The following is a 26,869-nucleotide window of genomic DNA, read 5'->3' as shown; positions in this document are numbered from 1 at the left end:
CAGTTTCGCAGATCCACTGAATATGTAGACCGGTCTATTAAGGAGATTTATGTCCCACAGCATCGTGCTCGGCGCCGCCGGGTTCATCGGCCGCGCGGTGGTCGCGCAGCTGCTCGAACAGGGCGAAACCGTGATCGCCGCGGTCCGGCCGGGCGGCGAGCAGCGGCTCGGCGCGTGGTTACGGGCGAGCGCCGTCGATCAGCGCGGACTCCGCGTGGTCGCCTGCGATATCACCGCAAGGGATCTCGGCTTGCCCGCCGACCTGGACGTGACCGACATCCGCGACGTCTACAACTGCGCGGCGCGCTTCGCCTTCGGCCTCGGCAAGGACGACGCGTACGCGGTGAACGTGACCGGCGCGCTCAACATGCTCGACTGGGCCGCGACGCTGCCCGCCTTGCGCCGCGTCGTCCACATCACCGGCTATCGGATCACCGTCGAGGAGTCCGACGAACAGCATTACGACAGAGGGGCTTACGGCGCGTCCAAGTTCGAGTCGGATCCGCTGCTGCGCCGGCACGCGGCCGAGCGCGGGATTCCGCTGACGATCGCGAACCCGAGCAGCGTGCTGGGTCCCGGCCAATACGTCGGGCTCGCAAGCATTGTCGAAGACCTCTGGCACGGCCGGCTCCTGGCGATCCCCGGCGGGCGCGAAACCTTCGTTCCGATAGTCGATCTGGACTACTTCGCGAAGTTCCTGATCAGCCTGCCTGATCAAGCGGACACAGCCGGGCGTTCGCTGACCGTGCTCGATCCGCGAACGCCGGTGCTGCCGGAGCTGATTCGGCTGCTCGCCGGGCATTTGGGCGTGCGGGCGCCGCGGTTCTCGGTGCCGGTCGGCGTGATCGAGAAGCTGCCGCGGGCGCTGACCGGCGCCGATCCCGAGACGCTGCCGTTCATTGCCGACGACAGGTACGACACCTCGGCGGCGGACGAGTTCGCGCGGGCGGCCGGCCTCGCCATGCCGGAGGCCGGGTCCGTGCTGCGCACCTGGGCCGATCACCTGGTGGCGAGCCGGTTCGGGGCGGTCGAGGAGGATCCCACCGCCGGGTTCGTCGACGGCACTTGGGTTTCCGGGGATCAGTCGAACCCGGACTACGTCTTCCTGCACGGCCTGCCCGTCGACAGCGAGTCCTGGATCGAGGTGCGGGCCGCCCTCGAAGCGCCCAGCCTGGCCGTCGACCTGCCCGGCCTAGGACGATCCGCGCCCGGTGAGATCGATGACGTGCTACCGCGATTGATGCGAACGGTGCGCAGTCGTCCTGTGCTGGTGGGGCATTCGCTGGGTTGCGGCCCCGTGCTGAGATACGCCGCAGCGCACCCGGATCGGATCTCCGGTGTCGTCTTGGTGTCGCCCGCGTTCCTCCAATCGCGGACCGGCCTTCTCCTGCGTTCGCCGCTGGCCGCCACGGCATTGCGGCGAATGACGGCCGCCACCTTGGCCGCTCGGCTCGGTCTTCCCGCAGGCCCGGCCGTGGACAGTGCCGCGGCCAACCTGCGCAGGCCCGGCGTCGCGAGACGCACGATCGCCGCGCTGCGGCGCGCGAGCACGCGCGCGCGGCGAGACGAGTTGGCCTCCCTGCTCGCGAGGCTGGAGGTACCGGTGCGGCTCATCGCGGGCGCGGACGATCCGCTCACGATCACCGCGCCGCGCGAACCGGCCGTGATCGAGGGGACAGGACACTACCCGCAGCTGACCCATCCCGGACAGGTCGCCGCGGAGATCGCCCGGATCGGCGTGCACGCGCCGACCGGATAACGCGGAGGGCCCCGCACCACCCGGGTGCGGGGCCCTCTCCGGAATCACGCTCACCGAGCGCGAGACCCGGTCGATCAATCGACCATCACGTTGACATCAGCGGCCGAAGGAGCCCGTCCACAGAGTGTTGACGATTCCGTGCAGGGCGGCACCGAAGGTGTCCAGGAAACCGCCGAGGGCAGCGCTACCGGTGTCGATGATAACGGGGATCATTTAAATACCTCTTCATTGAAAGACAATCCAGTCGTACTGGCTGACACAAGGCACATCGGCGTCCGAACAAAGACGGTTACGAAATTCGACTATTTAGTGACATAGGTTACAGACACATCACGAAGATCCCCTGGTCAAGTGACCAACAGAGGTGTACGCCCTGAGAACCATGGGCTTGACCACGCAGTTCGACCACGATCACGCGTTCCCAATCCACCAGCGCGGTAAAGATAAAGAACCTCTAAGAATTAGATAGCACCCCAATAAGAGGGCTATACACACCCCGCGAAGCCGGACATTTCCGACAGCCCGACGAAACTCTGTAACAAGCACACGAATTCGCCGATTGCTTCTCCGAGAAGGAGTCGTGTACACATCGCCGGATCGCGCATTCGACGCACGCCGATTCACCCATATCCGCGTCGGATAAAGTGCCGCGCACTATCTTTCGCTGACCGGCAATGCCCCTCAGCTCACCGCGGCGACCGCCCGCGAGAAGTCCCGCACCCGCGCGGTTTCGCGGTTGCGATGCCAGACCAGCCCCAGCCGGGAATGCGCCAGCCCGGTCACCGGCACGAAGTTGACCTCCGGCCGATCGTGGAACACCGCGGTCGGATGGCACAACAGCATCGCACCCCGACCCGCCGCCACCAACTCGATCCCCTCTTGCAACGTGCCGACGCCGGGTCCGACCGGAACGGTCCGCCCGCCCGGCGTGACATCCACCGACTGCGCGCGGCGCCAGTAGTGTGGTGCGGGCCCGCGCACACCGATCAACGAGAACTCGGCCAGATCCTCCGGCGACAAGCTGTTCCGCGCCGCCAACGGATGCCCCTTGTGCATGGCCAGCATCTGCGGCTTCTCCGAAAAGACCTGCCCGAGAACCAGATCGCTCTCCCCCATCGGCAGCAGCACGGCCGCGATATCGACCTCGCCGCGCTGCACCGCACCGAACGGATCGGCCAGCGGAATCTCGACCACCTCGGTGACGCAGGCGGGGAAGCGGTGCCGGAACAGTTCGATTGCCTCCGTGAGGTATTCGCTGCCCGACCCTTGAATGCCGATGCGCAGCACGCCTTCACCCCCGCGGGCGGTCGCCCGGACGTTGTCGACCGTCGCCCGCAGCGCCGTGTAGGCGGGCTCGAGCTCGGCCAGGAAGTCCGCGCCGAGCGGCGTGAGCGTGACCTTGCGGCTGGTGCGCTCGATCAGTCGCGCGCCGACCCGTTGCTCCAACGCCCGCAGCAACTGACTCACCCGGCTCTGCGAAACATAGAGCCGCTCCCCCGCCCGCCCGAAGTGCAATTCCTCGGCGAGCACCAGGAAGGCCTCCAGCTCGCGTACCTCCAGGCCGGTCATGGGCGTCCTCTCCAGCGTCGATGAGCTCAGCTCATAGAACGATGAGACCTTCGCCGTTGTTTCCGCCCCGGCCGATCGGTTGGCTGAAGGCATGACACAGGTTCAAGACAGCGTGAATCCGGCACCCGCGGCGCAGGTTTCGGCCCTGCGCGGCTGGCTCGGCGTCGGCGCCGTGACCGGGGCCACCTTCACGGTCGTCACCTCGGAGATGCTGCCGGTCGGGTTGCTCACCCCGATCAGCCGTGCGTTGCGGGTCTCCGAGGGCGCGGCCGGGCTTTCGCTGACCGCTACCGGCCTGGTCGCCGCCCTGTCCGCGCCGCTGATCACCGGCGCGCTCGGCCGCACCGACCGCAGGCTCGTGCTCTGCGCGCTGCTCGCAGTGCTGACCCTCGGCAATGTGGGCGCGGCCTGGTCGCCGAACGTCGCGGTCATGATGGCGGCCAGGGTGCTGGTCGGCATCGGGATCGGCGGGGTGTGGGCGATCGCGGCGAGCCTGGCGGCGCGACTGGTGCCGGCCGAGTCGATCGGCGCCGCCACCGCGCTGGTCTACAGCGGCGTCGCGGTGGCCTCGGTGATCGGCGTGCCCGCCGGGACGTACATCGGTGCGCTCGCCGGGTGGCGCGCGGCTTTCCTCGTCATCGCGGCGCTCGCAGTGGTCGTGTTGATCGCGATTGCGGTGTTGCTGCCGAGATCGACTGTTGCGCAGTCGGTTCCGCTGCGCGAAGCACTGGGACTGACCCGCGAGCCGCAATTGCGCACCGCGCTGCTGGTCGTCGCGTTCCTGGTCGCCGGCCACTTCGCCGCCTACACCTACATCCGTCCACTGCTGGAGAAGGTGACCGGCATCGGCGCGAGCGCGATCGGCACCTTGCTGCTGGTGTACGGAATCGCCGGTGTCATCGGCAATTTCAGCTCAGGAGCCGCGGGTGTCCGCGATCCGCGCCGGATGCTGATGACGATCACCGTCCCGCTGGCCGGCACTGTGCTGCTGATCCCGGTGCTCGGCGGTTCACTGTGGCTCGCCGTCGTGCTGATGGTGGCGTGGGGCCTGTCCTACGGCGGCGTGTCGGTCACCACACAGAACTGGGCCTTCGCCGCGGCACCCGACGCACGCGAGGCGGCGTCCTCGTTGAACGCGTGCGTCTTCAACGCCGCCATCGCCCTCGGCGCGCTGGCCGGTGGACGCGTGGCGGACGCGTTCGGCGTCACCTCCGCGATGTGGCTCGGCGGCGCGCTGGTGGTCGTCGCGTTGCTGGTCGCCGCCTGCGGTCGCGCCCCGGCGAAGGCCTGAACTGCATCGATGGCCGGAAAATGACCTGCGTTCCGGAGTAACCAGGACATAGCATCAGTGCCATGGCCCTACGCGCGATTCCCGCTTCGATGGACCCGACCGTGGTCGGGTCCATCGACTTCGAGCTGGACCGGGTCGAGCGCGAACACCGCGTGTCCGTCCGGCTCGCCATCGAAAGCGGCAGCCGGGCTTGGGGTTTCCCGTCGCCGGACTCCGACTACGACTGCCGGTTCGTCTATGTCGCGAGCCTGGACACCTACCTGTCGCCGTGGCGCACCCGCGACGTGATCGAGACGCCGCTGGCCGGCCTGCTCGACGTGAACGGCTGGGACCTGGCCAAGGCGCTGCGCCTGCTGGTCGCGGGCAACGCCGTGCTCATCGAATGGCTGATGTCGCCCATCGTGTACCGCGGTGACAGCCGGTTCCGCGACGATCTGCGTGCGCTGGCCACCGAGGTCACCGACCGCAACCGGGTGGCCAGGCACTATCTGCACCTGGGCGCGAAGCAGTGGGAGTTGTTCGACCGCAACCGATCACTGAAGAAGGTGTTCTATTCCCTGCGCCCGGCCATGGCCCTATGCTGGCTGCGCGAGCACCCGGGTGCGGCGGTGGCGCCGATGCACCTGCCGACGCTGATGGACGACTGCGACCTGACCACGGATCTCGTTGCGGCAGTGGCGGAGTTGACCGAACTCAAGTCCCGGACCCGCGAAATGGGCAGCGGTACAGTGCCGGTGCCGATCGCCGCGTTCATCGAGGCCGAATTCGAGCTGGCCGCAGACGCTTTCCCGAAGACGGCAGACCCGGACCTCGACCGGGCCAGGCAGCTCACCGCGGAGTTCTTCCGGGCCGAAGCCGCCGGACCGGCTTAGCGCTCAGGCCTCGGCGACGGCCGCCGCGTAGGCCCGCGCCAGCCGGTCCGTCGCGGTCGGCCGGTCCGGGTCGGGCCGGGGAATCCCGAGGTGCGACTCGCGCAGTTCGTCCATGAACTCCGTCCACAGCTCGGGGCCGCCCTGCTCGAGCAGTTCGGCGCGCACCCGCAGCTGCCGGGTGGTCGGCCGGTGCCGCAACCCCCACGATCCGAGTTGGGCCATGATCGGCACCAGCTGGATGGCCGGCTCGGTCAGCCGATATTCCGCCTTCTGCCCCGGCCTGCTGTCCTCCCGGCTGAGCAGGCCCGCCGCGACCAGCCGTTTCAGCCGGTCGGACAGGATGTTCGAGGCGATGCCCTCGTCCGACGCGGCCAGCAGCTCCCGGAAGTAGCGCCGGTTGCCGAACATCACGTCGCGCAGCACCAGCAGGGTCCACCGATCCCCGATCACCTCGATCGTCGCGTTGATCGGGCAGCCCGAGCGTCCCTCGTCGCGCATCCACCGCTCCTCACTCCGCGAAATCCTTCGAACTTCTGCTTGCAATATACAACCAGTCCGTCCTAGTCTGTACCCAAGCGATTGCAAACTGCAAGCACTCAACCGAAAGACAAAACCATGGCGAAGCTCCTCGTACGCAACCTGGCGATCTCTTTGGACGGCTACGTGGCCGGCCCGAACCAGGGTCCGGACAACCCGATCGGCGAGGGCGGCATGCGCCTGCACGAGTGGGTCTTCGCCACTCGCACCGGCAACGAATGGTCCGGCACCGAGGGCGGCGAGACCGGTATCGACGACGATTTCGTCAAGGCCGGCGACGTCGGTATCGGCGCAACCATCATGGGCCGCAACATGTTCGGGCCGATTCGCGGCGAGTGGCAGGACGAGGAGTGGAAGGGCTGGTGGGGCGACAACCCGCCGTACCACCACGACACGTTCGTGATGACCCATCACCCGCGGCAGTCGCTGCCGATGGCGGGCGGGACCACGTTCCACTTCGTCGACGACACCCCGGAGGAGGTGCTGCGGCAGGCAGTCAAGGCCGCCGACGGCAAGGACGTGCGGCTGGGCGGCGGGTCGTCGGTCGTGCGGCAGTTTCTTCGAGCCGGCCTGGTCGACGAGATGCATCTGGCCGTCGTGCCGATTCTGCTCGGCGGCGGCGAGCGCCTCTACGACGATCTGGGCACGCTGCCGGGCTACGTGGTCGGCTCGGTCGTCCGCTCCCCCTCGGTCACCCATGTGACGTTCACCAGGGCGTGAGCACTCCCCGGAAACGGGGAAAGGCCCCGCACCTTGCCGGTGCGGGGCCTTTCGAAAGCTTAGGAGCGATCAGAGAACGCGAACGTCCTGCGCCTGCGGGCCCTTCTGGCCCTGGCCGATCTCGAACTCCACGCGCTGCCCCTCATCGAGGGACCGGAAACCCGCGCCGCTGACGGCCGAGTAATGCACGAAGACGTCGGGGCCTCCGCCGTCTTGCGCGATGAAGCCGAAGCCCTTCTCGCTGTTGAACCACTTCACAATGCCCTGAGCCATTTCATACTTTCTGTAGACGAGCCAGATTCTGCCAAATGGAATGGCCTGGTCTCGAGATCAACGATGCCATGATCCGACGAATTTCTCCACTTCTTCCCCGGTCAACTGTGAGCAAAACAACGCTGACTAGGGGGTTGTTGCCGTCACCTCCCCCGCTCTGACAGGCCGAGATCCGGGAAAACCACCCGGAACAGTCGGGCCGGTACCTGAGCTTCTTGCCAGGCGCGTTCGTCGTCCCCCTCCGACGAATCCGCCTGTACCGCCGCCATCGCGTAGTTCGCGGCGTGCACCGCGTGACCCGCCACATGAGCGGTCGCGGCGGCGTGCCCGGCCGACCGCGCGGCGAAAGTGGCCGCGCCGATGGACTCGCGGGCGGAGTCGTGGGCCGCGAAGGCGGCCTGACGCGCTTCCGGCATCGTCAGGTCGCCGCGCACCCAGGCGCGGGCGGCCTCGATCGCCGCGCCCGGTCGTGGGTCGTCCGGTCGCGCGCGTTCGAACAGCGGCAGCACGTGTTCGGCGCAATCCGCCGCCCACCGCGCCAACGCGGCGTGGTCGACCCGGTTGAGGGTCACCGGCCCGCTCTGCTCGCCTCGGTCCGCACAGACTTTCCCCTTCTCGACGCAACTGGTCACCGATACTCGGTCAAGTCCCAGTTATCTTGTGCCGCAAGGGCCATCGCTATCAGCGCCCCGATGCGCCGTTAAGTCATCCTACGACTTTCCGCCGAGTAGCGCAGCACCTTGTTTCACCTCGAGTTCAATGTTGCAGATAGCGCAACTGGCGTGGTTTCGCCTGGACATGGGCGGTGTGCCCGGACAGATACTCCGGAACGCCGACCTCCCACCAGGCGCCCGCCTCGGTCCAGGACGACGGCTGGGTGCGGATCACCAGCACGGCCGGGCGGGACTCGCGGACCGCGGTGTCGCGCGCGGCGGCGTAGGCGTCGCGGAATTCGGCCAGGTCAGCGGCAGTGAAGACAGCACAGCCCAGGGCGCGGGCGTGCGCGGCGAAGTCGACCCGGGGCGGGTCGTCGTGCGCGGTGCGGCAGTCGGCGTAGAAATTGTTGAACGGTGCGCCACCCTGCCCTTCCTGCAGGCGGGCGATCACCGCGTAGCCGTCGTTGTCGCAGACGACCGCGACGAGCGGGTGGCCGGCGAACGCGGCGGAGAACAGTTCGGAGTTCAGCATCAGATAGGAGCCGTCGCCGAGCATCGTGGTGACCAGGCCGTCGGTGTGCGCCATGGCCGCGCCCCACGCTCCCGCGAGTTCGTAACCCATGCAGGAGAATCCGTACTCGACGTCCATGGTCGGGGCGCCACCGGCCGCGCGCCAACCGCCGACGAGTTCGCCGGGCATGCCGCCCGAGGCGGTCATCACGTAGTCGTTCGGCCCGCTGAGCTCGTTGACCAGGCCGACCACCTGGGCGTAGCTGGGAGTGCCGAGAGTATGGGCGCGTAATTTGTCGATGTGCGCGTCCCAGGTGCCGCGTTCGGCGGCGGCGCGGGCGGTCCATTCGGGGGCGACCTGCCATTGCCGGGTGCGTTCGCTCAGGTCACGGATCGTTGCGTCGGCGTCGCCGACGACCGCGAGGGCGCCGTGTTTGACCGCGTCGAAGCGAGCGGCGTTGATCGTGACGAGGCGGACGTCGGGCGCGAAGACGGTCCACGAGGCGGTGGTGAAGTCCTGCAAGCGGGTGCCGACGGCGAGAACGAGGTCGGCCTCGGCGGCCAGCACGTTGGCCGACGTCGAGCCGGTGACGCCGAGCGGACCGGCGTAGAGAGGATGCCCGTGCGGTACCAGGGTGCGGCCCGCGGTGGTTTCGACGATCGGAATGCCATGGCGCTCAGCGAATTCGAGCGTAGTTCTCCCCGCGCCCGAGTAGCGGACGCCACCGCCGAGGACCAGCAGCGGCCGCGCCGAGTCACGCAGCGCCACTTCGGCATCGGTCAGTGATCGCTCGTCGGCGCGCGGACGCAGGATGCGGTGGACGACCGGTTCGAACAGTGCGTCGGGGAAGTCGTAGGTCTCGGCCTGGACGTCCTGCGGTAGAGCGAGCGTGACCGGACCGGCCTCGGCCGGATCCGTGAGCACCCGGACTGCTTGGGGCAGTGTGGAAATCAGCTGCTCGGGGCGGGTGATCCGGTCGAAGTAGCGGCTCACCGCGCGGAACGCGTCGTTGACTGTGGCGGTCGCGTCGCCGAAATGCTCGACCTGTTGCAGCACCGGGTCGGGTGCGCGGGTGGTGAAGGTGTCGCCCGGGAGCAGCAGCAGCGGAAGCCGATTCGCGTGCGCTACGCCGGCGGCCGTCACCATGTTCAGTGCGCCCGGCCCGATCGACGAGGTCGCGACGCCGACCTGGCGACGATGAGTCGCTTTGGCGTAACCCACGGCAGCGAGGGCCATCCCCTGCTCGGTGTGCCCGCGCCAGACCGGGATCTCCTCGCGTCGCTCGTGCAGGGCGGTGCCGAGCCCGAGCACGTTACCGTGTCCGAAGATGCCGAAAACCGCAGGGAACAACGGCACTTCGCGGCCATCCAGGGTTTCCGAGCGTTGAGCGATCAGCCAGGCCACCAGCGCCTGCGCCGCGGTCAGTTTCATCGGAGCCGTCCTTCGTGGTTGGTGACCGGGCAGCGGGGATCGCGCGGCTCGTCGTCCCAGGCGCCGCGCACCCAGCTGTGCGCCGGGTCGTCGCAGAAGGCCATCGAACGTTCCGTGGCGGGGCCCGCGAGCACGTTGAGGTAGTACATCGGGTAGCCCGGGGCGGCGATGCACGGACCGTGATAGCCCTGCGGGACCAGAAAGACATCGCCGTCCCGTACCGCGACGTTTTCATCGAGTGCACCGTCCGCCGTGTATGTGCGATGCATTCCGAATCCGTCACGTGACGGAGTGATCCCGTCTCGTCCGGCGATGCGGAAGTAGTAGATCTCCTCGTTGACGACCTCGCAGTCGCTCGCTTCGTCATGCTTGTGCGGCGGGTAGGAGGACCAGTTGCCGTCCGGGGTGATCAGTTCGCAGGCGTTGAGTTTGTCGGCGTGATCCCAGACGCCGGGGACGCCGAAGTTGGTGACCTGACGGGTGGCTTGTCCCGCGCCGCGGATATCGACCGGGACCTGTTCCGCGGGGCCGTATTTCGGGTCGAGACGGTTCGTGCAGCGGGCCATCGGCAGCGCGAGTTCCAGATCGCTGCCTGCCGTCAGCTCGACCGTCGCGTCGCGCGGGATGTAGGCGAAGTCGGTCACCCGGGTGAAAACCGAGTCGCGGCCGGATAATTCGAAGGTCAGGCCGTCGACGCGGACTGTGCACGAACCAGCCAGTGGCAGGACGAAGGCTTCGAACTCGCCGGTGTCGAGGGTCCGGGTTTCACCGGCGCGCAGGTTCAGCACCTGTAGGCCGGTGTAGGTCCACCCGGCGTCCTCCGGAGCGAGGTGAACCGAATCCCCACCCACACTGAGCGTTCCGGAAGGTCGATGTAACTTCATCCCACTCCCCCACGTCGAACGATTGCCCCCGAACCGGTCGCCGCAATGTCTGTCAGTCGCAGCGCACGGCTTCGCGCCGCGCGTGCATAACCGCCGACGAAATCCTGCGCAGCAGGACGATTCGCACGCGGCGAACGACCACCGCGCAACCCGTCGGCACCTTGTCCGTGTGAGCGCACGGCGCTCCGCCCGTCGGTGTGCCTATGCGGCGCGCACATCATGGCGCATTGCGCACGAAAGCGCGTCGCGCGCATATATCGGCCGGCCAATTCGCGCGCGGCACAACGATTCGCGCGCAGCAGTCGAGCTCCGTGTCGCATCTTTGGAGCCAGGGAGTCCCGGTGTGCTGCATGCCGCCCGTGGCCAGGCGAACGCGGCGCGCTCATCATGGTGCGCCGTGCACGAATTCGCCGGCGAGCTTGTGCGCGCGACGATAAATTGCGCGCGGTACTCGCGGCCAGCAGCGCACAGTCAGCAGACGGACGGGTCGAGGTCGCGTGGTGGCCACGGTTCATCGGGTCTCCTTCAGCATCTTGGCCGCTGTGTCGACCGCCGCGCCGACGTCGCCGTCGGGCGGGTAGAGCAGCGTCCGGCCGACCACCAGGCCGCGGACCACATCATGGCCGAGAGCGCCGTCCCAGTACGCGATGTCGGCGACCTGGTCACCCGAGGGGGCGCCACCGAGGACCACAACCGGCAGGGTGGTTGCGTCGAGTACCGAAATATCCTCCGGGGCAGGGATCTTCAGCCAGGTGTAGGCGGAGGTGACGCCGAGGCCGGAAGCGACCGTGATGGCGCGGGACAGGGCGGCCGCATCCTTGCTCATGACCAGGGCACCGGATTCGTCGCGGTGGTACGGCAGCGGCTCGACCATCGCCATGAGTCCGTTCGCCGCGAGTTCGGAGACCGCCTGTGCGCACGCCTGCAAGGTCGGCACCGTGCCCGCGTCCGAATCCACCAGGCGCAGCAGCATTTTGCCGCCGTCGAGCCGGAAGCGGGCGAGCGAGTCCGCGTCGTAACCGGTGAAGCGGTCGTCGATTTCCCACTCCGCGCCGGCCAGCCCGCCCCGGTTCATCGAGCCGATGACGACCTTGTCGTCCAGCGCGTCCAGCAGCAGCAGTTCCTCGACCACGTCCGGGGAACCGAGCACGCCGTCGACGTCCGGGTGGGCCAGCGCGATCAGCAGCCGCTCCAGCAGCGCGCGCCGGTCCGCCATCGCGGTCAGGTCCGAGCCGACGCCGAGGGCGCCGCGGGCCGGGTGGTCCGCGGCGATCAGGAACAGGGTGTCCTTGTCCGCCAACAGGTTCGGTCGGCGGACCCGCTTCGCATATGCCCGCTCGACCGCCGCCGGGTCCGTCGCGCGGACGCGCAGCAGCTCACGCCAGCGTTCGTCGGTCAAATGCACGGTAGTTCCTCCAATTCCAGATGGGCGCACCGCGTTCATCGGCACAGCAGTTCTTCGATCTCCGAGTCCGTCGGCATCGCGTCGGCGCACGCCAGCCGGGAGGCCACGAGCGCGCCCGCGGCATTGGCGTAGGTGGCGATGCGATGCGGATCCCAGTCCGACAGCAGGCCGTGGATCAGCGCGCCGCCGAAGCCGTCACCCGCTCCGAGCCCGCAGACCACCTCGACCCGGCACGGCGGCACCGTCCACCGTTCGTATTCGGTGGCGACCAGCACGCCCTCGGCGCCGCGTTTGATCACCGCGAGCCGGACCCCACGCGCCAGCAGCCGGTCGGCCGCCTCGTCGGGATCGGCTGTGCCTACCGCGACTTGGACCTCGGTACGGTTGCCGACGACCACGTTGACGTGATCGACCATCCAGCCGATCTCGGCTCGCGCGGTCTCGACATTCGGCCAGAACATCGGCCGGTAGTCGAGGTCGAGCACGGTGTGCCCGTGCCGGTTACGCCGTTCGAGAATCCGGCGCTGGGTGCTGCGTGCGGGTTCCGCGCTTACTCCGGTCCCGGTAACCCACAGCAGCGGAATCGAATCCACCACCGACCACGGCACCTCGTCCTCGGTGAGGGTGAGATCCGGCGCAATGGGCGCGCGGTAGAACAGCAGCGGCGGGTCGGCGGGCGGCTTCAACTCGCAAAAGACCACCGGTGTCAGGAGTTCCGGCGAGGTGCCGACATAGTCGGGCGATACGCCGAAGTCCGCCAACGCCGTTCGCACGTAGTCGCCGAAGCCGTCCTTGCCGACCTTGGTCAGCACCGCGCTGCGCCGGCCGAGTCGCGCGGCGGCGACCGCGACGTTGGTCGCGGTGCCGCCCAGGAACTTCGCGAACGACTCCACCTCGGCGAGACCGACACCGCTCTGCTGCGGGTAGAGATCGACGCCGACGCGGCCGATGGTCAACGCTTCCAGACCGGTCACGACGACACGACCCGCTGCAATTCGTGCTGCAACGCGTCCAGCTCGGCCCCGCCCGCCATCTGCCGCGTGAGCTCCGACAGGTCGATCTCGTCCTTCTCGTACGAGCCGAGCGCCGTGCCGCGTTTCAGCAGCAGGAATCGGTCGCCGACCGGGAAGGCGTGGTGCGGGTTGTGCGTGATCAGAACGACCCCGAGACCGCGATCCCTGGCCTGGACAACGTATTTCAACACCACTCCGGCCTGCTTCACCCCGAGCGCGGCGGTGGGCTCGTCCAGGATCAGCACCTTCGCGCCGTAGTGCACGGCCCGCGCGATCGCGACGCACTGCCGTTGCCCGCCGGACAGCGTCCCGACCGGCTGCTCCATGTCGCGGATCTCGATGCCCATGTCCGCCAGTCCGTTACGCGCGATCTCCCGTCCCTTGCGACGGTCGAGCAGCCGGAACGGGCCGGAGGTGGGCTCCGAGCCGAGCACGAAGTTGCGCCAGACGCTCATCAGCGGGACCACCGCCAGATCCTGATACACGGTCGCGATGCCGTGGTCCAAAGCCGCACGCGGCGAGGACAACCGGACCGGCTGCCCGTCGATCCGCAACTCGCCGCGGTCGTGCTGGTGCACACCGGCCAAGATCTTGATGAGCGTCGACTTGCCCGCGCCGTTGTCACCGAGGATGCAGGTGACCTGCCCCGCGTTCACCACCGTGGACACGTCTTCCAGCGCGACCACACCGCCGTAGCTCTTGCCGATGCCAACGGCTTCGATCAATGGAGTCGGCCCGCCCCGCGTCGAATCGTTTCGCGATGCTGTAGTCATCGGCGTACCCTTTCGGCTCGCTTCTGGAATCTGTTGTTGACCAACACCGCCGCCAGCAGCAGCACGCCGAGGAACAGCATGAACCAGTCACTGTCCCAGCGCGCGAACACGATTCCCTGACGTGCCATGCCGAAGATGAGCGCGCCGATCGCGGCGCCGACCGCCGACCCGAATCCACCGGTGAGCAGGCAGCCGCCGACGACCGCGGCGATGATGTAGTGCAGTTCCAGCCCCACGCCCTGATTCGCCTGCACACTGGCGAACCGCAGGATGCTGCACGAGCCGACCACCCAGCCGGCGAACGCGGTGGTCATGAACAGCACGATCTTCGTCCGAGTGGCCGGCACGCCGACCGCCCGCGCGTTCTGCAGCGCGCCGCCGACCGCGAAGATCCAGTTGCCGAACCTGGTGCGCACCAGCACGATCGAGGCGATCACGGTCAGCACGATCCACCAGATGACCGAAGCCTGGATGCGCGCGTCACCGATGTTCAGCGTCGAGGCGAACACCCAGCCGGCCGAGTTGTACCCGTCCGCGCTCCGAATCCCCGCTACCTGAACGGTTCCGGTGACCATCCTGGTCACGCCGAGGTTCAGTCCCTGCAGCGCAAGGAAAGTGCCGAGGGTGACGATGAAACTCGGTAGTCCGGTGCGCATCACCAGCCACCCGTTGAACGCGCCGACCAGTAGCGCGAGGACCAGCGAGGCCAGCAGCGCGAACCAGACGTTCCAGCCGGCGTGCACCGCGAGCAGGGCGGTGACCAACGCCGTCGACGCCGTCATCACGCCGGCCGAGAGGTCGAATTCGCCGCCGATCATCAACAGCGCCACCGCGATCGCCATGATGCCGAGCGTGGACGAGTCGTCCAGCCAGGTCGCGACGCCCAGTGGGCTCAGGAAACGATCGGTGATGATCGAGAAGAACACGAACACGAGGAGCGCGCCGAGCGCGGCGCCGATCTCCGGCCGGACGACCATCCGCTGCATCAGCGTCGGCCCCTTCGGCTCGGTGGCCGGTTCGGCCGCGGATGCTTCTGTCGCAACAGTCATTTCATCTACTCCCTGACCTCAGCGCGTGCCCTGTGCCACAAGCGCGGCGACGGCATCGACGTTGTTCTTGTCGACGAAGGCCGGACCCGTCTGCACCGGTGTGCCACCACCGACGGTGTTCAGGTTGGTCCGGTAGGCCTGCAACAACACCACGGGCAGGTAGCCCTGCTCGTACTGCTGCTGGTCGACGGCGAACAGCAGCTTGCCCGCGCGGATGGCCTCGACCACATCGGTATTGAGGTCGAACGTCGCGACCGTCGCGGCGGACTGCGCTTCCTTCACCCCGTCCACCGCCCGCGCGGCGACCTGCGAATTGAGCGTCAGCACAGCGTCGATCGACTTGTCCGCCTCCAGCGCGCCCTTGATCCGGGACTGCGCGTCGGTCGGGTTGTTGATGTCCACCTGCAGCGTCGTCCCGTTGCCGAACGCCTTGGTCGCGCCCTCGCAGCGCTGATTGGCGCCGATATTGCCGGCCTCGTGGATCACGCAGAGCAGCTTGGTCTTCTTGGCGTCGGCGAGGCGCTTGCCGGCCGCCTGCCCCGCCAGCGATTCGCTCTGTCCCACATGGCCGATGGCGCCGTACTTGACGCTCTCGCCCTCCCCCGAGTTGATCGTCACCACGGGAATGCCCGCGGTGATGGCCTTTTGGATCGAGGGAAGCAGGGCGTCGGGGTTGGCCATCGAGACAACGAGCCCGTCCACGCCCTGCGCGACCGCGTTGTCGATCAGCTTCGCCTGCTGGCCGGGGTCGCCGGCCGAGTTGTATTCGACCCGGACGCCGAGGTCTTTGCCCGCCGCCTCCGCACCGTTCTTGACCACGTTCCAGAACGCGTCGCCGGGGCTGCCGTGCGTGACCACCGCGACGGAGTTCAACTTGCCCGCGGCGACCGGGGAATTCGTCGGCGCGACCGCGTCCGTGCCCGGCCCGCTGCACGCGGCCAGCACCGCGGCCACGGCCAGCCACGGCACCAGGCGGCGCGAGCGGTGCCACCCTCGGCGAACTCGAAGAGACATCGTTGTCATCACTTCCCAACTAGATTCGTGCGGCGGAAGTCGCGAGGCCGGCGAGGTGGCGCAGGCTGCGTTCGGTGTCCCGGCTCGGCAGCTCCGCCGAGTCGGTGGGCCGCAGGGCGGTGTCCTGCTCCATCACGTACCAGCCGCGGTAGCCGGCGGCCCGCATGGTCTGCACCAGGGCGGCGATGTCGACATCCCCGTCACCCAGGGGGACATACAATCCGCGGCGCACCGCTTCGCTGTAATCTATTGCGCCGCCGCGAACTTCGTCGGCGAGTGCGCCGCGGACGTCCTTGAGGTGAATGTGGCCGATCCGGTCGGCATGTCGCTGCGCGAGCAGCACCGGGTCGGTGCCGCCGATCAGCAGGTGGCCGGTGTCCAGGCAGATGTCGAGGTCCGAATCGGCAAGGAAGCGTTCGACCTCGGGTTCGGTCTCCACCTGCGTGCCGACGTGCGGATGCAGCACCGTGCGCAGCCCGTGCTCGGCCGCGAGATCGCGGATCGCGGCGGAAGTCTCGATGAGCGTGGACCATTCGGCCGCGGTGAGCCGCGGGCGGGCGTCGTATCCGTCCAGCCCGGTCGCGGCGGCCAGGACCAGCACCTCGGCGCCGGTCGCGGCGAACAGCTCGGCGGCCTCCTTCGCCGCGACGAGCGCGCGCTCCGGTTCGGTGTGCAGCACCAGCGCCAAGAAGCCGCCGATCGCGGTGATCCCGAATGTCGCCAGCAGCGAACGCAATTCGTCCGGGTCCGGCGGAAGATAGCCCGGCGGGCCCAGTTCGGTCGCGGACAGGCCGAGCGCGGCCATCTCCGCGAGCACGGTCTGCGCGTCGAGCACGTGACCCCAGCCGGGAACTTCGCACACTCCCCAGGAGATCGGGGCGGCCGCGATGCGCAGCGGGTAGAGCGGTTCGGTCATCAGGACTTCTCCGACCTTCGATGTCGAGTTGAAGCGCCCCAAGCGATTGGAGCGCTCCAACTATGTAACGCGGGTCATAGTGTGTCAAGAGGGTGCACAGCACTCAGATTAGCGCTACCACCAGGTGATATCCGCGTTTCCTGGGCAAATGTCGGAGATTTCGATGAGAAGAAAGTCCGATTAGAGCGCTCTATTGATTCGAGCGCGCCGACCTTGTAACGTCCGACACGGCACGGATCACCGAACGCGGAACGGAGGCGGCATGGCGCGACCCACCATGGAAGACGTCGCCGAGCGCGCAGGCGTCTCCCGCGCCCTGGTCTCGCTCGTCATGCGCAACTCCCCGAAGGTCAGCGAGCACCGTCGCCGCGCCGTGCTGGCGGCCGCGAAAGACCTCGGCTACCAGCCGGACATCATGGCGCGCTCGCTGGCCAGCCGGACGTCGAACATCGTCGGCGTCATGGTCTCCGACCTGCACAACGCCTTCTTCGCCGACGTCGTCGAGGGAATGGACACCGCCGCACAGGAATCCGGCCTGGAGCTGATCCTCAACACCGGCCGCCGCAGCGCCGCACGCGAGCGCACCGCGCTGGAGAGCCTGCTCGCGTTCCGGCCCGGCGGCATCATCCTGCTCTCCCCCATCCTGCCCGCCAGCGCCATTCGCGATGCGGCACAACAGGCTCCGCTCGTTCTGGTCTCGCGCAGCTCGGCCATCGCCGACGTCGACACGGTCAACGACGACGGCGAGGTCGGCACCGGTCTCGCCGTGGATCATCTTGCCTCCCTTGGCCATCGGCGCATCGTGCACCTCGACGGCGGCACCGCGTTCACCGCGTCCCCACGCCGCAAGGGTTATCAGACCGCGATGGAACGGCACGGCCTCGAGCCGATGGTCGTCCCGAGCGAGCACACCGACTCCGCCGGCATCGCCGCGGTGCAGAAGCTGCTGAACCTCTTCACCCGCGACAACTTCCCCACCGCCCTGGTCTGCGGCAATGACTTCAACGCCGTCGGCGCCATGTCCGCCCTGGAAGAGGCCGGCCTACGCGTCCCGGAGGACGTCTCCATCGTCGGCTACGACAACACTTCCCTGGCCGCCCTCCGCCACGTCTCCCTGACGACGATCGACCAGCCGCGCGTCCAAATGGGCCGGCTCGCCATCGAAGCGCTCGTCGAACGTCTCCGCGCCGACCGCACCGAACCGGTCCGGCGCCGCCTACAGCCGTCCCTCGTCGTCCGCTCGACGACGAGCGCCCCACTCCGCTGAAACATCCACTGCCCCAGGCAGTTCCCACCGAACGTCGCGCTCACCAGGAGGAAAGTCGATGACATCCCACAAAGCCGTCACCCTCGGCCTCGCCGGCACCGGCCGCATCGGCACCTCCCACGCCGAAACGCTCGAGAACTTCCCCAACGTGGCCAACGTCATCGTCGCCGACGCCGACCCCGAGCGAGCCCGCGCCACCGCCACCAAACTCGACCTCGAATTCGCCCCCGACCTCGACGCCCTCTTCGCCGCCGACCTCGACGGCCTCATCATCACCACCGCCACCGACTCCCACCCCGAACTCATCCTCCGGGCCGTCGACGCCGGCCTCCCCGTCTTCTGCGAAAAGCCCGTCGCCGCCGACATCGAAGGCACCCTCGCCGTCCTCGACCACCTCCAAAACACCACCGTCCCAGTGCAAATCGGCTTCCAGCGCCGCTTCGACGCCGGCTACCGAGCCGCCCGCGCCGCCATCACCTCCGGCTCCCTAGGCTGGCTCCACACCCTCCGCGCCACCACCCTCGACCCCACACCCCCGCCCGCCGCCTACATCCCCCACTCCGGCGGCATCTTCCGCGACTGCGGCGTCCACGACTTCGACATCATCCGCTGGGTAACCGGCCAAGAAATCGTCTCCGTCTACGCCACCGGCACCAACCAGGGCGCCCCCATCTTCACCGAATCCGGTGACGTAGACACCGCCGCCGTCCTCCTACATCTCGACAACGAGACCCTCGCCACCGTCTCCCTCACCCGCTACAACGGCGCCGGCTACGACGTCCGCTTGGAAGCCCTCGGCTCCACCGCAAACGCCATCGTCGGCCTAGACGACCGCTCCCCCTTGACCTCAGTAGAACCCGACTACATCCACTCCACCTTCCCCGCCTACCCCGGCTTCATGGACCGCTTCCGCACCGCCTACACCGAAGAACTGTCCGCCTTCATCTCCGTAATCACCAACAACCTCCAAAACCCCTGCACCCCCACCGACGCCCTAGAAGCCTTCTACGTAGCCGAAGCCTGCGAACTCTCCCGCAGGGAGGGTCGCGCAGTAGAGATCACCGAAGTCCGACGTTGAACGTGTATCGACCTGTGGGCAGTTTCGTGTGTCGACCACAATCACTGCCACTCGGCTCGGACGGCCTACCTGCAGTTCTTGAGGTGTTGTTTTTATCCACGATGCATGCTCTGTCTCATAGGACAATTTCAGCTTGTGCGATTTCTCTAAAGCGAACATATAACCAAACGCCAGTCTTTCAATACCTCCTGGGCAAAGTCAGAAATGAGTGCCAATCTCAGCCAGCAGGCAGCTTCGCTTGCGCCAAAGCCTGAAGCCACAGGCTCCGCAACCTGTTCCGAGTCGGACAGAACGGAATTAAATGACTTCTACAGTCGTACCTAAACGGCCTGCGATCACGATGGAGCTGGAGCTTATTGATCCGAGAAAGGCCGAGCAGTACCTCGGAAAGGATCATTTCAACAGAAATCTACGGAAAGGACACTACCTTTCACAAGCCAGTGACATGACGGCTGGGCGATGGCAATCAAGCCATATGTCGATAGCTTTTGACACAAAAGGCAAGTTGATCGATGGCCAGCATCGCTTGCATGCAATTGTTGAGTCCGGAAGCTCAGTGTGGTTGTTTGTTGCTCGTAATGTCGACGCTTCCGTCCAGGAAGTAATCTATACAAGCGCCGCCCGCACTGGCGCCGATGCCCTGAAGCTGTCCGGCCGCGTAGATTCAAATCACCCGCGGTCGCCGCCGCTGCACGTACGGCGATCTTATGGTCTGAAGGCCATCATCGCCCAGTCCGCCGCGGCGTTAACGGGGCCCGAAAAGTAACTAATAGTGAGATTACTAGCTGGGTAGACGTTCAGAACCAGCTTCCCGCGGGCGCCCTGTCGATTACGGGCGCCGTGGCACTGGCGCGTCAATGGCACTACGTAAACGACCCTGATGTCGTTGGGACTGACCAGTTTCGCTACCCTCTTTCTGGGAATTATTGATTTAGACGCTACTGTTGTATTTTTTGGAAAACTTGAAATTCGACAGCGAAAGCGATCCAGTCAAACAGTTTATCTTCGGAAAATGAAGCCAAAAAGAGCAAGGACCAGATGCGTATCTCTGAGCATCTGCATTTCCTGATCACAGCTTGGAACGCTTTTCGCATTGCCAAGCCATTGGATAAGCCTTTCTCCAAAAGCTGGCCATCGGGGAAGTTTACGCCGACTAAGCTCGAAGGCAAAGTTAATAGGCAAGAATAATGATCTACCCGCAAGTTCCTGACCCGATTTAGAAGCCATCGATCTAAGAATCTGCATCAAATGCACCGGCGTGCCGCGGCTTTGTCGTATCGCGCATCCCTTGCGATACACGATACGCCCCATACCGTTGAAATTTCAACCCGGCTGGACAATTCGATGCTTGTTCTCTGGTTCATCCCAATGGCAATCAGAAAATCGCGTCCCGTCTTCCTTGCAAAATTCGGCCGGGGGCCGTTTTCTCGATCAAGCTATTCTTTAGAGAATCCCTGCCAAGCTACTCAACCACACTGCGTGACGACGGAAATTTATCGTTCAACCACTCCTGTGTCGACACGACATCACTGAGACCTTCTTCGCGACGCAACGTCTCGACCACGTCAAGCCCACATATTAAGGCAATCTGATGGCTATCAGCCCGGACTTCGCGGTAGACGGTTTCCGCAAAGTAGGAAAGTGTTACAAACACTCCAAACTCGCGATGCCGGAGGCTTGAGAACAAGCCGCTCACGTCGGTGACAGACTTGCCTGGAACACCGGGATCCGCCTCCAGAATAAAGCCTACGGCTGCCCTGCCACTGCCTGGCGGGCCGATCAAATATTCCCCACCCAGATAGCCCCGGGCAAACCGCCCTCCACGAGTAAAGACTCCAGTCCCGGTTCCTGGCGCCATCATCCTCCACACAGCAAGTGCAAAATCTCGAAAGTCACTTCTATCAGAAAAGTGATTACGCAACGTGCTCAGCAATTCCTTGCCGAGTGTGTCCACTGGCACCTGCTTATCCAACCTGCGAACCAAGTCGGTCGACGGTGCAACAAGCGCCTTGTAAGTACGGTTCTCCACCCATTGGCGCCAAGCCTCTGGACACCCTTCACTTAGTGGCGGCTTGCCCAAAACAAGACCGGCAATCCAGGTGCGCGATATTGTTGGTGCGTCGAGTATGGTAAATCGTGCGCAGTAGTTTTGGAACCGTTGCCCATCCTTGGTCCACCACAGTGCGGCCAAGTCCTCCGAACTTGTCGACGCTTCGGTACCCGGCACGGCAATACCGCGAAAACGAACCAAAGATCCTTCCTTCTTCACTCGCTCAAAATAGAAGAAGGGCGAGACCGTCCGACGGTCTTCTTCCGAACCTCTACCCGCACTGAACGCATTGAACAATGCAGTGTTTCCGTGAAGGTGCGTTTCAAACAAACCGCCGCCTGGCTTTTTATTGTCACCATAATAAGTCAATATCCCAGTCTGAGCGTCCAATTGGTCACGCCAGTCTGGATCCTCGCCAGTAGAGTACAGAACTACCAACTGAATAGACTTTTTTATTGCCGACCCTTTAAAACGTATCCCACCCTGCACTCCAACCTTAAAAATTCGACTAATCGGATCAAGACTTCGACCGTTGGAGGTCTTACCCGCGTAAATCCGGTCCACATGTAGATCTGCAGCATCCAGATTGTCGTAAGAAACAATGCGGTCGCTGTCGGACACTATCCACCCCTAAATTCTTCGAATCGAAAACATGAATGCCTTACGATACCAACGACAACTGGCCGTCCAGCCATTCCTCTACCTCGGCAGCGTTCGTGCACCCACGTGTCTGAAGTACGTCAATTACATCTTTACCGCAGACCACCGTTACCGGCTGCTGCTCCGACCGGATATGCTGGTACACAGCTTCTTCGACATACGATAAAGTCAGAAATACCCCGAAATGGCAGTTCCTAATTCGGGAGATTAAACGCTCCATCGCGGAATAGTCAACCCCTTTGGCGACAGGGTAACAGCGAGCATCGAGCTGGAACTCCAATTCTATGCGGTCGTCGATAGGCCCCAACATGTACTTGCCGGCGACTGTACTCCCGTTCTTGGCCCGAACTATTTCACATTTCCCGGTAGTTGGCTCAATTAGCCGCCATATCGAGAGAGCACATTGCAAAAAATCGGATTCCCGGCCGTCAAAACGCCGCCTTATAGCATCAAGCATTTCCAGCCCGGTAGAATCATCCGGCAGCTGTTGACTTACCGTGGGCACATCCGATACCACGGACGAATACGCCGAGTTTCGAGCAAACTCAAAGTTCTCTACATTATTAGTCCCACGCTGGTTAGGTCGCGGCAGTCCATTGGAGATAAGCCGCTGAGTGAGCTTCCCGTATATGGTAGATAGATTCAGGAACTCATCACCACCTGGCACTCCATGCCTGATTAGTTCGACTAAGGCATTCGTGAATGAAGTGCGACTGTCCTGACCTCCGGAACTGGGAACGTGGGCCGCTTGCTCGGCGGCCGTGAGAGTGTATGCGCCACTTATTTCAGTTCTGTCTGCAATCTCAGAATCGGAACCAGACAACGCCTCGATCGCTTTTCCGGAATGGCAGCAATCTAAAATCACGATCTTGGTCCTGGCTTGACTATTTTTCAGATGAGCCCTCAGCTTGTCGTACTCAAGTCCAGAGAAATCCACGTCGCTTTGCTCTGTTTCCTTCAACACGAGGCAAAGTTCACCGAGCTCGTTCAACACCCCGTGCCCGACAAAATAAACAAGTAAAGTGTCAGCTTCGGTAGCATCCAAAGCAAACTTTCGTAGTGGTCGGCCTACATCAATTGGCCTATGCGGGTCCTCGATGACCGTTACACATTCCTTTGGCCAACCGCACAGATTAGGATCGGTCAGTATGTTCTTGAGGGCACGGACACTATTCAACGCCGCCGGAACATTACGAAACTCATCGTCGTCGTATTCGGCGACGCCGATGAGCAGTGCCCGCCAGCCGGACCGGTCAGTCACTCCGCAGAACCTGCCTGGGCTTCGAGAAGGGCCTTCAATAACTCCGGCAGATCTTTCGCGCGACCTGCATCTACCTCGATGCTGTCGTTGCCATGCTTGATCTTAATAGTCGTCCGAGGCCGGTTTCTAAACCACGCTTCTAGACTCGTAGCGAACGCTGCAAACATTCCGCCTGACCCGACAGCAACCGAGATCATCTCCCAGGCTCCGCCCAACTCCTCCTCGGACGGCGGCCTGTTCACCATGGTTATTTTGCCTGCCAGATCTCGCTCCCGACGCAACCACTGACTCAGCGACACCAGATCCTCGTCTGCCCGTCCCGACGTAACCGTTACCTCAAGCTGCATGGTCCTTCTTCACTGTCTCAAGCCATAGTGACGTGCGGTGGGGCCGCACCCATGTGTGCGCGGGAACTTGACGATCACCCCGCTGCACCGATACCTATCATGCCCCCCGTCCGCGATGCGGGAGGCGCGGGGGACAATCCAGCTGGAATTATCCAAACCGAGCGGTCGCGAGTCAGACTGAAGAATGCTCGACGCCTGGCACACCGGCCGAACCGACTACATTCATGCGCTGCGGAAAGGAATGACAGCGCCAACCGCCCAATTGGCCCTAGATGATTGAGATGGTGCCATCCCATACACTGGCCTGCCCGCTTTAGGCCGGAAGCAAACGTCCGATGACCTCGGCGAGTTGTTTGACGTCGCGGCACTCGTGCATGGTGATGTGGTTGGCGTAGACGTGGGCGGCGGAGTCGCCGGTGGACCAGGAGCGGGAGGGTTCGGGGTTTAGCCAGTAGGCGTGTTTGGCTCGGGCGCACATTGCTTGTAGGGCTGGGAGATTGGGGTCGGTGCGGTTGGTGCGGGCGTCGCCGAGGATCAGGAGGGAGGTTCGGGGGCCTAGGGCGTCTAGGTAGTGGTCTACGAAGCCCTGTAGAGCCTCGCCGTAGTTGCTGCTGCCGTAGCGGGCGACGTTGGTGTCGCGGACTATGCGGGCGGCCGTGCCGGGGGTTGGGGGGTCGCCGGGGGTGAAGAAGGGGGTTATTTCGTCGCAGGTGTCTATGAAACCGAAGCTGCGGACTCTGGTGAATTGGTCTTGTAGGGCTTGGATCAGGTGGAGGGTGAATTCGGCGAAGCCGGTTACGGAGCCGGAGAGGTCGGCTAGGACGATGAGGTCGGGGCGGCCGTGTTTGCGGGAGCGGAGGACGGGGGCGATGGGGACGCCGCCGGTGGACATGGAGCGGCGGAGGGTGCGGCGCATGTCGATGTGACCGCGGACGGATTTGCGGCGGCGGGCGGCGAGGCGGGTGGCAAGTTTGCGGGCCAAAGGGGTTACGAGGCGGCGCATTTCGGCTAGGTCCTGTTCGCGGGCGCCGAGGAAGTCGATCTGGTCGGCGCTGGAGTCGATGCCGCGGCGGGCGATGTATTCGGTGCCGCGGAGTTGGGCGGAGCGGAGGCGGGCCTCGGTTTGGAGGGCGGTGCGGAATTGGGTGAGGCGGCGGTTGGCTTCGATGGTGCGGACTGCGGCGTCGAGTTCGGTTGCGCTGCTTGTGTTCGCGACGATGCGGGCGAGGAGGTCGTCGGGGTTCAGAGCGCGCATGGTGAGGTAGGAGGACCAGCCTGCGCCGGACGCGGTAGTCACCGGGGCAGTGGTCTGCCCGGTGCCGGCTCCGCCGTAGGCGCCGAGTTGGGTGAGGGCTTGGCGGGCGAGGTCGGCGGCGGCTTCTGGGTTGTCCTCGGTGAGCGCTGCGGCCAGTCGATCGCGAAGCGACTCAATGGGTTCCGGTGTTGTGGGCCGCGGTAGCTCGGTGGTGAGGAAGTAGAGATCGAAGAGTTGGTCGAATACGGCGCGCTGGCCATTGCGGCGAAGTAGGCAGGCGGCCATGCCTGAGCGCAGCCTGTTCCGGTCTGACAAGCCGAGTGCGAGCATTGCCTCTGCGGCGTCGATGGTTTCGCTGGGGCCCGCGTTGATTCCGTGATCACGGAGTAGCCCGACGAACTCGACGAGGCGGTCGGTCATCGTGTCGGAAGGTTGCTGCGGAGCAGTTGCTCGACCCGTAGACGTCATCCCGCCGCCCCCGTCCGGATCACCGCGGTCCGCTCGCTGCACCCGAAGCGACCAGCAACGACGCCCGCTGGGCGCCGACGGGCTCCAGCCCCAACCACTGCACGCGGCGGCGAACCGAACCACCCGGGCTCTGAACTATCGGCGGTCCCTGAATCGGCCGCATCCGCTACTCGGGCGGCGCGAACCAGTCTCGAGCGAACGGTCCTGCGCCCACCTTCAGATTCCATCGAGATCACTTCTGAGGGCTCGATGCGCCTGCGCGAGATCGGAAGAACCCTCACTTCGCCGTCCCCTCATCAGCGTCCAAAGCCAGGCGTTCGGCGGCAATGCGGTGGTCTGCTTGGTATTTCAGCAACGCTCCGAGGGTGGAGCGCACTACTCCCCCGGTCAGCGAGCGGGTACCGAGGGCGACGAGAGTTCTTGCCCAGTCGATGGTTTCGGCGATAGACGGCGGTTTGCGAAGCGACAGTTCGCGTAGGGCGCCGACGACGCGGACGACCGGTTCGCCCAGCGCCTCGTCCAGCTCGGGCACCTTCATCCGGACGATCGCGCGTTCCAATTCGGCTGTGGGGTAATCGATATGGAGGTAGAGGCAGCGCCGTTTCAACGCCTCGGACAGTTCGCGGTTGGCGTTGGAGGTGACGATGACGAAGGGCTTGCGTACTGCGGTGACGGTGCCGAGTTCGGGGATGCTGATCTGGTAGTCGCCGAGAACCTCGAGGAGCAGACCCTCCAGCTCTACATCGGCCTTGTCGAGTTCGTCGATCAGCAGGACTGTGGGATCCGGGTTGCGGATCGCGGCGAGCAAGGGGCGCGCGAGCAGAAACTCCTCGGTGAAGACATGGTCGCGAGTGCTGTCCCACGCCTCCCGCTCGGAGGTGATGCGCAGCAGCTGTTTGGCGTGGTTCCACTCGTACAAAGCGCGGGCCTCGTCGATGCCTTCGTAGCACTGCAGCCGCACGAGGTCGGCGGTGGAGGCGGCGGCGACGGCCTTGGCCAGCTCCGTTTTGCCCACACCGGCGGGCCCCTCGATCAGGAGGGGCTTGCCGAGGTGGTCGGCGAGGAAGACGGCGGTGGCGATGTCGATGGACGGGAGGTACCCGGCATCGGTGAGCCGCCCGGTCACCTCGTCGACGGAGCCGAAGAACTTACTCATCAGTAATAGTCTAGATCGGCAGACCGCGACTCACCGCCGCCCAGGTATTGATCTGAACTGCGATTGAGGTTCTATGGTCGCGATATGAGTTTTACCGACGTGGAACGCGCCTACCTCGCCGGCCAGAAACTGGCCCGTCTCGCCACCGTCACCACCGCGGGGGCCCCGCAGATCATCGCCCTGGGTTTCCGGCTCAACGACGACGACACCATCGACATCGGTGGACCGAATCATATTGCGACACAGCGCTATCGAAACATCCTGGCCAACCCTCGAGTCAGCCTGCTGATCGATGACATGACGCCGGACGAGCCCGGCGCGGTCAAGCCGGGCTGGGGACGTGGCGTGGAAATCCGCGGCGTGGTGGAGACGCTGACGGTGGATGTCCCGCCGGTCGCGCCCGAATGGTTCTCCCACGACATCATCCGCATCCACCCCCGCCGCATCCGGAGCTGGCATATCGACCCGGCCGACCCTGACGGCGGCGCGCGCAACGTCGAATAGCCCGCCGCCGGCACCCACCAGCGCGGAGCGCATGATCAACGGGACATAGTGGAGCGTTCACTCGCACAACGCCACAACCATGTCCCGTTGATCTTGTTTGATAGCGTCGTCAGCCTCGCCTTTCACTATCCGCGGAGGACTCGCATGGAA

The 26,869-nt window shown here is 65.2% G+C and carries 25 protein-coding genes; 8 read left to right on the top strand and 17 right to left on the bottom strand.

The genetic code is table 11. The features are described 5' to 3' along the window. Positions 1-49 precede the first annotated feature (49 nt). Positions 50-1,759 (top strand): alpha/beta fold hydrolase, encoded by a 1,710-nt coding sequence (locus ACFYO1_RS05285; RefSeq protein ID WP_387227390.1) that lies wholly within the window; start codon positions 50-52, stop codon positions 1,757-1,759. A 681-nt stretch (positions 1,760-2,440) separates the two neighbouring features. On the opposite strand, the gene ACFYO1_RS05280 is transcribed toward ACFYO1_RS05285, so the two are convergent. Next, a complete protein-coding gene (locus ACFYO1_RS05280) occupies positions 2,441-3,328 on the bottom strand; it encodes a LysR family transcriptional regulator (protein ID WP_387227388.1) in 888 nt (295 codons plus the stop codon). A 91-nt stretch (positions 3,329-3,419) separates the two neighbouring features. On the opposite strand from ACFYO1_RS05280, the gene ACFYO1_RS05275 reads away from it, so the two are divergent. Continuing rightward, entirely contained in the window at positions 3,420-4,619 is a 1,200-nt protein-coding gene (locus tag ACFYO1_RS05275) for an MFS transporter (RefSeq protein WP_387227386.1), read from the top strand. A gap of 62 nt (positions 4,620-4,681) precedes the next feature. Continuing rightward, the gene (locus tag ACFYO1_RS05270) at positions 4,682-5,491 is read left to right on the top strand and encodes a DNA polymerase beta superfamily protein (RefSeq protein ID WP_387227384.1); all 810 of its coding nucleotides are present in this window, start codon (positions 4,682-4,684) and stop codon (positions 5,489-5,491) included. 3 nt (positions 5,492-5,494) lie between these two features. Here ACFYO1_RS05270 and ACFYO1_RS05265 read toward each other — a convergent pair whose 3' ends face one another. Next, the gene (locus ACFYO1_RS05265; RefSeq protein ID WP_387227383.1) at positions 5,495-5,989 is read right to left on the bottom strand and encodes a winged helix-turn-helix transcriptional regulator; all 495 of its coding nucleotides are present in this window, start codon (positions 5,987-5,989) and stop codon (positions 5,495-5,497) included. A 117-nt stretch (positions 5,990-6,106) separates the two neighbouring features. On the opposite strand from ACFYO1_RS05265, the gene ACFYO1_RS05260 reads away from it, so the two are divergent. Then, on the top strand, positions 6,107-6,748 hold the full coding sequence (locus tag ACFYO1_RS05260; protein WP_387227381.1) for a dihydrofolate reductase family protein: 642 nt from the start codon (positions 6,107-6,109) through the stop codon (positions 6,746-6,748). 69 nt (positions 6,749-6,817) lie between these two features. Here ACFYO1_RS05260 and ACFYO1_RS05255 read toward each other — a convergent pair whose 3' ends face one another. From ACFYO1_RS05255 to ACFYO1_RS05210, 10 genes are all read right to left on the bottom strand, one after another. Then, on the bottom strand, positions 6,818-7,021 hold the full coding sequence (locus tag ACFYO1_RS05255; protein WP_054814460.1) for a cold-shock protein: 204 nt from the start codon (positions 7,019-7,021) through the stop codon (positions 6,818-6,820). Between the two features lie 143 nt (positions 7,022-7,164). Beyond that, positions 7,165-7,593 (bottom strand): putative immunity protein, encoded by a 429-nt coding sequence (locus ACFYO1_RS05250; protein WP_387227379.1) that lies wholly within the window; start codon positions 7,591-7,593, stop codon positions 7,165-7,167. Positions 7,594-7,777: 184 nt separating this feature from the next. Further along, positions 7,778-9,619 (bottom strand): 3D-(3,5/4)-trihydroxycyclohexane-1,2-dione acylhydrolase (decyclizing), encoded by a 1,842-nt coding sequence (gene iolD, locus ACFYO1_RS05245; protein ID WP_387227377.1) that lies wholly within the window; start codon positions 9,617-9,619, stop codon positions 7,778-7,780. Continuing rightward, complete coding sequence (gene iolB, locus ACFYO1_RS05240; protein WP_387227375.1) at positions 9,616-10,503, bottom strand: 5-deoxy-glucuronate isomerase; 888 nt, start codon at positions 10,501-10,503, stop codon at positions 9,616-9,618. Before iolB ends, iolD begins: the two co-directional genes overlap by 4 nt. A 511-nt stretch (positions 10,504-11,014) precedes the next feature. After that, positions 11,015-11,947: an aldolase gene (locus tag ACFYO1_RS05235; RefSeq protein ID WP_387227374.1), complete on the bottom strand. Its 933-nt coding sequence runs from the start codon at positions 11,945-11,947 to the stop codon at positions 11,015-11,017. After that, on the bottom strand, positions 11,944-12,882 hold the full coding sequence (gene iolC / locus ACFYO1_RS05230) for a 5-dehydro-2-deoxygluconokinase (protein WP_387227372.1): 939 nt from the start codon (positions 12,880-12,882) through the stop codon (positions 11,944-11,946). Before iolC ends, ACFYO1_RS05235 begins: the two co-directional genes overlap by 4 nt. Next, on the bottom strand, positions 12,879-13,694 hold the full coding sequence (locus ACFYO1_RS05225; RefSeq protein ID WP_387227370.1) for an ATP-binding cassette domain-containing protein: 816 nt from the start codon (positions 13,692-13,694) through the stop codon (positions 12,879-12,881). The genes iolC and ACFYO1_RS05225 overlap by 4 nt, the downstream gene beginning before the upstream one ends. Beyond that, positions 13,691-14,743, bottom strand: a complete 1,053-nt coding sequence (locus ACFYO1_RS05220; protein ID WP_387227368.1) for an ABC transporter permease — start codon at positions 14,741-14,743, stop codon at positions 13,691-13,693. Before ACFYO1_RS05220 ends, ACFYO1_RS05225 begins: the two co-directional genes overlap by 4 nt. A gap of 18 nt (positions 14,744-14,761) precedes the next feature. After that, positions 14,762-15,757, bottom strand: a complete 996-nt coding sequence (locus tag ACFYO1_RS05215) for a sugar ABC transporter substrate-binding protein (protein ID WP_387227366.1) — start codon at positions 15,755-15,757, stop codon at positions 14,762-14,764. Positions 15,758-15,776: 19 nt separating this feature from the next. After that, the gene (locus ACFYO1_RS05210) at positions 15,777-16,673 is read right to left on the bottom strand and encodes a TIM barrel protein (protein ID WP_387227364.1); all 897 of its coding nucleotides are present in this window, start codon (positions 16,671-16,673) and stop codon (positions 15,777-15,779) included. Positions 16,674-16,935: 262 nt separating this feature from the next. Here ACFYO1_RS05210 and ACFYO1_RS05205 point away from each other — a divergent pair, with 262 nt between their 5' ends. From ACFYO1_RS05205 to ACFYO1_RS05195, 3 genes are all read left to right on the top strand, one after another. After that, entirely contained in the window at positions 16,936-17,940 is a 1,005-nt protein-coding gene (locus ACFYO1_RS05205) for a LacI family DNA-binding transcriptional regulator (RefSeq protein WP_387227362.1), read from the top strand. Positions 17,941-17,998: 58 nt separating this feature from the next. Continuing rightward, positions 17,999-19,018 (top strand): Gfo/Idh/MocA family oxidoreductase, encoded by a 1,020-nt coding sequence (locus ACFYO1_RS05200; RefSeq protein ID WP_387227360.1) that lies wholly within the window; start codon positions 17,999-18,001, stop codon positions 19,016-19,018. A 301-nt stretch (positions 19,019-19,319) separates the two neighbouring features. After that, a complete protein-coding gene (locus ACFYO1_RS05195) occupies positions 19,320-19,784 on the top strand; it encodes a hypothetical protein (protein WP_387227359.1) in 465 nt (154 codons plus the stop codon). Between the two features lie 696 nt (positions 19,785-20,480). Here ACFYO1_RS05195 and ACFYO1_RS05190 read toward each other — a convergent pair. The 5 genes from ACFYO1_RS05190 to ACFYO1_RS05170 all read right to left on the bottom strand — a co-directional run bounded on the left by ACFYO1_RS05190 (position 20,481) and on the right by ACFYO1_RS05170 (position 26,215). Then, positions 20,481-21,689: a restriction endonuclease gene (locus tag ACFYO1_RS05190; RefSeq protein WP_387227357.1), complete on the bottom strand. Its 1,209-nt coding sequence runs from the start codon at positions 21,687-21,689 to the stop codon at positions 20,481-20,483. Positions 21,690-21,729: 40 nt separating this feature from the next. After that, positions 21,730-22,989 (bottom strand): caspase family protein, encoded by a 1,260-nt coding sequence (locus tag ACFYO1_RS05185; protein WP_387227355.1) that lies wholly within the window; start codon positions 22,987-22,989, stop codon positions 21,730-21,732. After that, a complete protein-coding gene (locus ACFYO1_RS05180; protein ID WP_387227353.1) occupies positions 22,986-23,336 on the bottom strand; it encodes a hypothetical protein in 351 nt (116 codons plus the stop codon). The genes ACFYO1_RS05185 and ACFYO1_RS05180 overlap by 4 nt, the downstream gene beginning before the upstream one ends. Positions 23,337-23,649: 313 nt before the next feature. Beyond that, complete coding sequence (locus tag ACFYO1_RS05175; protein WP_387227351.1) at positions 23,650-25,011, bottom strand: VWA domain-containing protein; 1,362 nt, start codon at positions 25,009-25,011, stop codon at positions 23,650-23,652. A gap of 325 nt (positions 25,012-25,336) precedes the next feature. After that, positions 25,337-26,215: an AAA family ATPase gene (locus tag ACFYO1_RS05170; RefSeq protein WP_387227349.1), complete on the bottom strand. Its 879-nt coding sequence runs from the start codon at positions 26,213-26,215 to the stop codon at positions 25,337-25,339. A 99-nt stretch (positions 26,216-26,314) separates the two neighbouring features. On the opposite strand from ACFYO1_RS05170, the gene ACFYO1_RS05165 reads away from it, so the two are divergent. After that, positions 26,315-26,719: a PPOX class F420-dependent oxidoreductase gene (locus ACFYO1_RS05165; RefSeq protein ID WP_387227347.1), complete on the top strand. Its 405-nt coding sequence runs from the start codon at positions 26,315-26,317 to the stop codon at positions 26,717-26,719. Positions 26,720-26,869: the final 150 nt, after the last annotated feature.

Origin of the sequence: Nocardia sp. NPDC006044, from assembly GCF_042871115.1 — a bacterium.
Taxonomy (GTDB): Bacteria; Actinomycetota; Actinomycetes; order Mycobacteriales; family Mycobacteriaceae; genus Nocardia.
This window is presented reverse-complemented; position numbering and strand designations above follow the sequence as displayed.

Excerpts from the sequence above, each read along its gene's own strand:
- ACFYO1_RS05285 (WP_387227390.1), top strand. The coding sequence starts at position 50 with ATGTCCCACAGCATCGTGCTCGGCGCCGCCGGGTTCATCGGCCGCGCG.
- ACFYO1_RS05280 (WP_387227388.1), bottom strand. The coding sequence starts at position 3,328 with ATGACCGGCCTGGAGGTACGCGAGCTGGAGGCCTTCCTGGTGCTCGCC.
- ACFYO1_RS05275 (WP_387227386.1), top strand. The coding sequence starts at position 3,420 with ATGACACAGGTTCAAGACAGCGTGAATCCGGCACCCGCGGCGCAGGTT.
- ACFYO1_RS05270 (WP_387227384.1), top strand. The coding sequence starts at position 4,682 with ATGGCCCTACGCGCGATTCCCGCTTCGATGGACCCGACCGTGGTCGGG.
- ACFYO1_RS05265 (WP_387227383.1), bottom strand. The coding sequence starts at position 5,989 with ATGCGCGACGAGGGACGCTCGGGCTGCCCGATCAACGCGACGATCGAG.
- ACFYO1_RS05260 (WP_387227381.1), top strand. The coding sequence starts at position 6,107 with ATGGCGAAGCTCCTCGTACGCAACCTGGCGATCTCTTTGGACGGCTAC.
- ACFYO1_RS05255 (WP_054814460.1), bottom strand. The coding sequence starts at position 7,021 with ATGGCTCAGGGCATTGTGAAGTGGTTCAACAGCGAGAAGGGCTTCGGC.
- iolD (WP_387227377.1), bottom strand. The coding sequence starts at position 9,619 with ATGAAACTGACCGCGGCGCAGGCGCTGGTGGCCTGGCTGATCGCTCAA.
- iolB (WP_387227375.1), bottom strand. The coding sequence starts at position 10,503 with ATGAAGTTACATCGACCTTCCGGAACGCTCAGTGTGGGTGGGGATTCG.
- ACFYO1_RS05235 (WP_387227374.1), bottom strand. The coding sequence starts at position 11,947 with ATGAACGCGGTGCGCCCATCTGGAATTGGAGGAACTACCGTGCATTTG.
- ACFYO1_RS05225 (WP_387227370.1), bottom strand. The coding sequence starts at position 13,694 with ATGACTACAGCATCGCGAAACGATTCGACGCGGGGCGGGCCGACTCCA.
- ACFYO1_RS05220 (WP_387227368.1), bottom strand. The coding sequence starts at position 14,743 with ATGACTGTTGCGACAGAAGCATCCGCGGCCGAACCGGCCACCGAGCCG.
- ACFYO1_RS05215 (WP_387227366.1), bottom strand. The coding sequence starts at position 15,757 with ATGTCTCTTCGAGTTCGCCGAGGGTGGCACCGCTCGCGCCGCCTGGTG.
- ACFYO1_RS05210 (WP_387227364.1), bottom strand. The coding sequence starts at position 16,673 with ATGACCGAACCGCTCTACCCGCTGCGCATCGCGGCCGCCCCGATCTCC.
- ACFYO1_RS05205 (WP_387227362.1), top strand. The coding sequence starts at position 16,936 with ATGGCGCGACCCACCATGGAAGACGTCGCCGAGCGCGCAGGCGTCTCC.
- ACFYO1_RS05200 (WP_387227360.1), top strand. The coding sequence starts at position 17,999 with ATGACATCCCACAAAGCCGTCACCCTCGGCCTCGCCGGCACCGGCCGC.
- ACFYO1_RS05195 (WP_387227359.1), top strand. The coding sequence starts at position 19,320 with ATGACTTCTACAGTCGTACCTAAACGGCCTGCGATCACGATGGAGCTG.
- ACFYO1_RS05180 (WP_387227353.1), bottom strand. The coding sequence starts at position 23,336 with ATGCAGCTTGAGGTAACGGTTACGTCGGGACGGGCAGACGAGGATCTG.
- ACFYO1_RS05175 (WP_387227351.1), bottom strand. The coding sequence starts at position 25,011 with ATGACCGACCGCCTCGTCGAGTTCGTCGGGCTACTCCGTGATCACGGA.
- ACFYO1_RS05170 (WP_387227349.1), bottom strand. The coding sequence starts at position 26,215 with ATGAGTAAGTTCTTCGGCTCCGTCGACGAGGTGACCGGGCGGCTCACC.